We start from the raw sequence: 6,557 nt of genomic DNA, 5'->3' as shown, positions 1-6,557 counted from the left end.
CGTATGCGCACCCACCGCACTCACCTGAACCGGCGCCGAATACGCCGCATAGGCCGCACCGTCCAGCGAATACTCGACCTTCGCCACACCCGACTCGGCGTCAGAGGCGGACACCGTAACCGTCGCACTACCGACATAGTTACCGGAAGCGTCCTTCGTACCCGACACCGTCGCCGACGTCTCCGGCGCGGTGGTGTCGCCGCCGGCTGCGGGGGTGACGACGAGCTCGCCCGTCATCGACTGGTGGCCCGGCATCGCGCAGAAGTAGCGGTACACGCCGGGCTTGAGGTTGACCTCGGCCGTGTACTTGCCCCCGTTGGAATCGAAGGGGCTCGCGAAGATGTTGAGGCTGACGTCGTTGTTGTAGTCGGAGCTCGAGACGTCGAACGTCAACGTGTGCGGCATTCCCGTGGTGTTGCCGGTCGCCGCGCTGTTCTCGAACACGATCGTCGCCGGTCCGGCCACCGCGGTCTTGGGTGCCGACGTGTACTTCGTGTAGTCGTCGCCGGCCGTCCAGGTGAGCACCTGGGCCGCCGCCTTCTCGGACCCGCGGCTCGCCGCCGCGTACGCGGCCGGCACGGCCAGCGAGAAGGCCGCGAGGGCAACGGTCACCAGCGCCACCAGCACCGGATGTGCACGGAATCGGTTGCGTGGCGCCGATCTTGAGAGGGGCGGATCCGTCTTGGCATGGAGCAGTCTTCTGAACACCGCTGCACCTTTCGCGAATTCGCTTGTGCGGCACCGCGCAGGGACTCGCGGTCCCGTCTAGTGGATGACCAGCCGCCAGGATGAGCGCGTCGAGGGGGTGGTCTCCCGGACCCAACCTCTCTCAAAGTGCGGCAACGTTGGGAAGCTACCGGGCTTTTGACTACTCGCCAAGGTCTATGGCCACAATCCAACCAACTTTGACCTGAGTCTGGAAAAACTGGAGGGGCGCCCGCTACGGTGAGGCGGTCCCGAGGCGAATCCCGTTCGCCCAGCCGTCCCGATTCCCGCCGTATCCGGCACATCGAGCCCAGCCGGACGGCTGCCACCGGAGTCCGATCCGACGACCGCCCCGCCTGCCCCACGGGCCCGAACGCCCCGCGCACCATCGCCCACCGCCCTGACGGGACGGCTGCCGTCGGCAGCGGTTCACATCACCACCACGCGAAGCCTTCGGGCCCGCACGCGTTTCGAGGATTGGAGAACGATGACCGACTCAGGCGCAGGTACGAGACGCCGCTTCTCTCGGCGGGCCTTCGCCACCGGGGCGGCCGCCGCGGCGGTCGTACCCACGGTGCTCGGCATCACCGCAACCGCCGCCGCCCCGAAGGACAAGCCGGCGGAAGGAAACGGTAAAGGAAACAACAAGGGCACCGTCCGCAACCTGACCCTGTACATGGAGAAGCTGCCGAACGGGGAGATGGGCTACGGCCTGAAGCCGGGCGAGGCGACGATCCCCGGCCCGCTCATCGAGCTGACCGAGGGCGACACGATGCACATCGAGGTCGTCAACAACCTGGACGTCGCCGCGAGTCTGCACGTGCACGGCGTGGACTACGACGTCGCCAGCGACGGCACCAAGATGAACGACAGTGTCGTCGAGCCGGGCGGCCGGCGGACCTACGTCTGGCGCACCCATGCCCCGGGTCCGAACCACGACGGAACGTGGGACGCCGGCAGCGCCGGCTACTGGCACTACCACGACCACAACGTGGGCACCGAGCACGGCACGGGCGGCATCAAGAAGGGCCTGTACGGCCCTGTGATCGTGCGCCGCAAGGGCGACGTGCTGCCCGACAAGCAGTTCACGGTCGTGTTCAACGACATGATGATCAACAACAAGGGCGCCCACAACGCGCCCACCTTCAAGGCCGTCCGTGGTGAGCGGGTGGAGTTCATCGTGATCACCCACGGGGACTTCTTCCACACCTTCCACATCCACGGCCACCGCTGGGTGGACAACCGCACCGGAATCCTCCAGGGTCCGCAGGACGTGAGCCGGGTCATCGACACCAAGACGGTCGGCCCGGCGGACTCCTTCGGGTTCCAGGTGATCGCGGGTGACCATGTCGGCGCGGGTGCCTGGATGTACCACTGCCACGTCCAGAGTCACTCGGACATGGGCATGGCCGGTGTCTTCCTCGTGACCGAGGCCGACGGCTCGGTCCCCGGCGGCATGCCCCACCATTAGGCCCTGGACGGCAGCGGCGGGGCCTCTCCTGGCTCCGCCCCCCAAACCACGCCCGTCGTACCACCTGACGGTCCGACGGGCGTGTACGACTGCCGCCGGCCGGTCCTCACCCGCAAGGACTTGAGGCGAACCTGTCCTCGTCCCTCCGGCACCGTCCTTCCCGGGCCTCGTGACCGCCCGCCGAAATCCGCCTCACCCGGCGCAAGCCGGGCGGGGCGTCCGCGGCAGCCCTCGCTCCACCCCCTGATCACTCTTCCGTTGTCGGATCGAGTCAAGGAGCAAGCATGGGCAAGAGAGACAGGTTCGCCCTCTCACGACGAAGCGGAGCGCCGCCGTCTAGTCCCGCGCGGGCCTCTGGTCACGCGTGGTCCTGGCGCCGCGCCGTCGTCCTGCTGTCCAGCGCCGCGCTGACCGTGGGACTTGCCACGCTGCCGGCCGTGGAGGCGAACGCGCAGCCGCCGGCTGAGACCACCCCGGGCGCCGGCGCCGGGAGCCAGGTGAACGTCCTGGTATTCCACGGGCCGGCCGCCAAGCAGGACGACCCCGTGAAGAAGGCCACGGCGGCGATCGAGACCCTCGGCGAGAAGAACGGGTTCAAGGTCGTCGAGTCCGATGACGCGGGTGTGTTCACCACCGCCAGCCTCGCCAAGTACCGAGGGGTGGTGTTCCTGTCGGCCGACGGCGTGACCCTCAACGCCGACCAGGAATCCGCGTTCCAGTCGTACATCAAGAACGGCGGCGGCTTCGTCGGCGTCCACGACGCAGCCCGGGCGCAGTCCGACTCCTCCTGGTTCACCGGGCTGATCGGCACCCGACCCGCCCTGGGCCTGCCCGACGCCGAGAAGGTCGTCGAAAGCGCGGTCAACTCGGACAACCCGCCGAGCGAGACCAAGGACAAGCTGTTCGACGGCAAGGACGACACCAAGTGGCTGGCCCGTACGCCGACCGCCTGGGTCACCATGAAGCTGGACAAGCCGGTAGCGGTGGTCAACTACGCGCTGACCTCCGCCAACGACTTCCAGGGGCGGGACCCGAGGGACTGGAAGCTCCAGGGTTCCCAGGACGGCCAGAACTGGACGACCCTGGACACCCGGAGCGGCGAGACCTTCCCGTCGCGGTTCCAGACCAGGCAGTTCCAGTTCTCCAACACCCAGGCCTACCAGCACTACCGGCTGGAGATCACCGCGAACAGCGGTGAGCCGCTGACCCAGCTGGCCGAGCTGCGGCTGTTCAACGCCAACCCGACGCCTCCGCAGGCCTCCAAGGTCCAGGAGGCCGTTGTTGACGTGACGGACCGTCAGCACCCGGCCAACAAGGGCCTGCCGCTCAACTGGACCCGCTCCGACCAGTGGATCAACTGGGACCCGAACCCGATCGGCAAGGTCCACACCATCGCCCAGGTCGAGGAGTGGAAGTACAAGCCGGGAGCGGGCGCCAACGGCGCGTTCCACCCGATCTCGTGGTGCCGTGACTACGACGGCGGCCGGTCCTTCTACACCGGCATGGGCCGTACCGAGGAGAGCTACACCACCGACACGAAGTTCCAGAGCCACCTCCTCGGCGCCATCCAGTGGACCACCGGCATGGTGCGCGGCGACTGCCAGGCGACCATCGCCTCCAACTACAAGACCGAGCGGCTGACGGCCCAGAACCAGGCGGGGAAGCTCGACCAGATCGGTGAGCCGCACGGTCTCACCATGGCCCCCGACGGCAAGGCCTTCTACATCGGCAAGGCCGCCTGCCCGTCGGGCCCGATCAGCTCCTGGAACGACCCCAAGGTCGGTCTCGGCTGCGGCACCATCCACCAGTGGGACCCCAAGACCCAGAAGGTCAAGCTGCTCACCACGCTCGACGTGATGGGCAACCGGGGCAGCGGTGACGAGCTGGTCAAGAACGAGGAGGGCCTGGTCGGCATCACCCTCGACCCGAAGTTCGAGAAGAACGGGTGGATCTACATCTACTGGATGCCGCACGAGTCGATCGACCGCGACAAGCGGATCGGCCAGCGGACGGTCTCCCGACTGACCTACGACTTCGCGTCCGAGTCCATCGACCAGGGCACCCGCAAGGACCTGCTGCACTGGGACACCCAGATCCACAGCTGCTGCCACGCCGGTGGCGGCATGTCCTTCGACAAGGACGGCAACCTCTACATCGGCTCCGGTGACAGCAACTCCTCCGGCGGCTCCAGCGGCTACTCCGGGAACAACTGGACCCAGGACTACAAGGGTGTCTCCTTCCAGGACGCCCGCCGCACCTCCGGCAACACCAACGACCTCAACGGCAAGATCATCCGTATCCACCCCGAGGCCGACGGCACCTACACCATCCCCAAGGGCAACCTCTTCGCGCCGGGTACGGCCAAGACCCGCCCGGAGATCTACGTGATGGGTGTCCGCAACATCGCGCGGCTCTCCGTCGACCCGGTGCACAACTGGCTGAACGCCGGCTGGGTCGGTCCGGACGCGGGAGCCTCCAACCCGGAGCTGGGCCCGGCCAAGTACGAGACGGCCACGGTCATCACCTCCGCGGGCAACCAGGGCTGGCCGTACTGCATGGGCAACCGGCAGCCCTACCGTGACCGCAGCAACACCGACGCCAGCGTCCTCACCGGCTGGTACGACTGCAACAACCTCAAGAACGAGTCGCCGCGCAACACCGGCCTGGTGGACATCCCGCCGGCCCGCGACAACATGATCTGGTACTCGCCCCAGGGCGGCGGACCGGTCTTCCCCGAGCGCTCCGACGGCAGCGGCGTCCCCAGCTACGTCGACAGCGAGGCCACCTACACCCAGCCTTACTTCAAGGGCGGCGGCCAGGCCATCATGTCCGGTCCGACCTACCACCGCTCCCAGGTGGACACCAAGAGCGGTGTCGCCTGGCCGGCGTACTGGGAGGACAAGTGGTTCATCGGTGACGAGTCCAACGGCAACAACCGGGTCGCGGTGACCCTCGACCCCGACCACATCAAGGACCAGGGCGCGCCGGCCTTCGGTGAGGACCTGCGCAGCATCATCGCGCCGGGCAGCGGCGCCACCCAGCTGCAGAGCTGGATGGACGCCAAGTTCGGTCCCGACGGTGCCCTGTACATGCTCGACTACGCGGGCGGCTTCTTCAGCCTGCACAACAACCAGAAGCTCATCCGCATCTCCTACCAGGGCGGCCCGGCCACCCCGAAGCCGCAGGACGCGGGGGCGCGGGTCATCACCCAGAGCAAGCCGAAGACGGTGGCGTTCTCCAGCGCCAAGACCGGCGGTGTGGCCTGGGAGTGGGACTTCGGCGATGGCAGCAAGCCCTCGCACGAGGCCAACCCCACGCACGCGTACGCCGACTACGGCACGTACCACGCGAAGCTGACGGTCACCTACGCCGACGGCGAGAAGGCCACCGCGACGTTCGACGCCAAGGCCGGCTGCCCGGCTCCCGACGCCCGGGCGACCGTCAAGCTGCTCGACACCGACACGGGCGTGACCAACCACAAGGCCGGAGGCGGCTGCACCGTCAACGACCTGATCGACGACGAGGCCTCCTGGTCGAACCACGGCGAGTTCGTCAGTCACGTCAACTCCGTGGTCAACGACCTCCGCAAGGCGGGCGTCCTCGACAACCGCGAGTCGTCGGCGATCAGCAAGGCGGCGGCGCAGAGCGAGATCGGCAAGGTCGCCGGGTACAAGCCCATGTTCGACGGAACCGCGGCAAGCCTGGCCGACTGGCGGCAGGCCGGCGCCGGGAACTTCTCACTCCTGCCCGACGGCACCATGCGCAGCTCCGGCGGCATGGGCATGCTGTGGTACGCCAAGCAGGAGCTCGGGGACTTCTCGGTCAGGCTCCAGTTCCGGGACATCGCCCCGGGCACCGGCAGTGCCAACAGCGGGGTCTTCACCCGGTTCCCGGACCCGAGGACGCCGCTGGCCGACCGCCCGGCCGGCAGTTGCGGGACGGTCGGCTCGGCCCGCACCGCACCCGAGTGGGTCGCGATCTACTGCGGTCAGGAGATCCAGATCTACGACGGGGCCACGGGCGAGGTCCAGAAGACCGGTTCGGTGTACAACTTCAAGCCGGTGGGCCTGGACAAGGCGGGGGTGACCCCGAAGGGCCAGTGGAACGACTACGAGGTCCGCGTTGTCGGGCAGCACTACACGATCATCCGCAACGGCGTGGTGATCAACGAGTTCGACAACACGCCCGGCAAGTCGTCGTCCCGTGCGGGTGACCCGCCCACGGACCTGCGTCAGTTCCTCAGCGGGTACGTGGGGTTGCAGAACCACGGCAACAACGACCTGATCGAGTTCCGCAACATCCGGGTACGAAGCCTGTAGCCGGACAGCAGTAGGTGCCGGGCTCGGGGCTGCCGCCCCGGGCCCGGCTCTTCTTTTGTCCC

General features: G+C 67.8%; 3 protein-coding genes and 2 pseudogenes. 4 read left to right on the top strand and 1 reads right to left on the bottom strand.

From position 1 onward, the window contains the following. On the bottom strand, positions 1 to 621 hold a 621-nt coding region (locus ACFY3J_RS20950), incomplete at its 3' end, for an OmpL47-type beta-barrel domain-containing protein (RefSeq protein ID WP_390841444.1). A 571-nt stretch (positions 622 to 1,192) separates the two neighbouring features. Between ACFY3J_RS20950 and ACFY3J_RS20945 the strand changes: the two genes are divergently transcribed. From ACFY3J_RS20945 to ACFY3J_RS20930, 4 genes and pseudogenes are all read left to right on the top strand, one after another. Continuing rightward, positions 1,193 to 2,176, top strand: coding sequence for a multicopper oxidase domain-containing protein (locus tag ACFY3J_RS20945; RefSeq protein WP_384176548.1), 984 nt, complete (start codon positions 1,193 to 1,195; stop codon positions 2,174 to 2,176). A gap of 284 nt (positions 2,177 to 2,460) precedes the next feature. Next, positions 2,461 to 3,396, top strand: a pseudogene (locus ACFY3J_RS20940) (ThuA domain-containing protein); the annotation flags it as partial. A 6-nt stretch (positions 3,397 to 3,402) separates the two neighbouring features. After that, positions 3,403 to 5,136, top strand: a pseudogene (locus tag ACFY3J_RS20935) (ThuA domain-containing protein); the annotation flags it as partial. Between the two features lie 93 nt (positions 5,137 to 5,229). Continuing rightward, the gene (locus ACFY3J_RS20930; RefSeq protein WP_390841474.1) at positions 5,230 to 6,495 is read left to right on the top strand and encodes a family 16 glycoside hydrolase; all 1,266 of its coding nucleotides are present in this window, start codon (positions 5,230 to 5,232) and stop codon (positions 6,493 to 6,495) included. Positions 6,496 to 6,557: the final 62 nt, after the last annotated feature.

Source organism: Streptomyces sp. NPDC001231 (genome assembly GCF_042896885.1).
In the GTDB taxonomy this organism is placed as follows: domain Bacteria; phylum Actinomycetota; class Actinomycetes; order Streptomycetales; family Streptomycetaceae; genus Streptomyces.
Note: the sequence above shows the minus strand (reverse complement) of the source record. Positions and strands in the feature narration are given on the sequence as shown.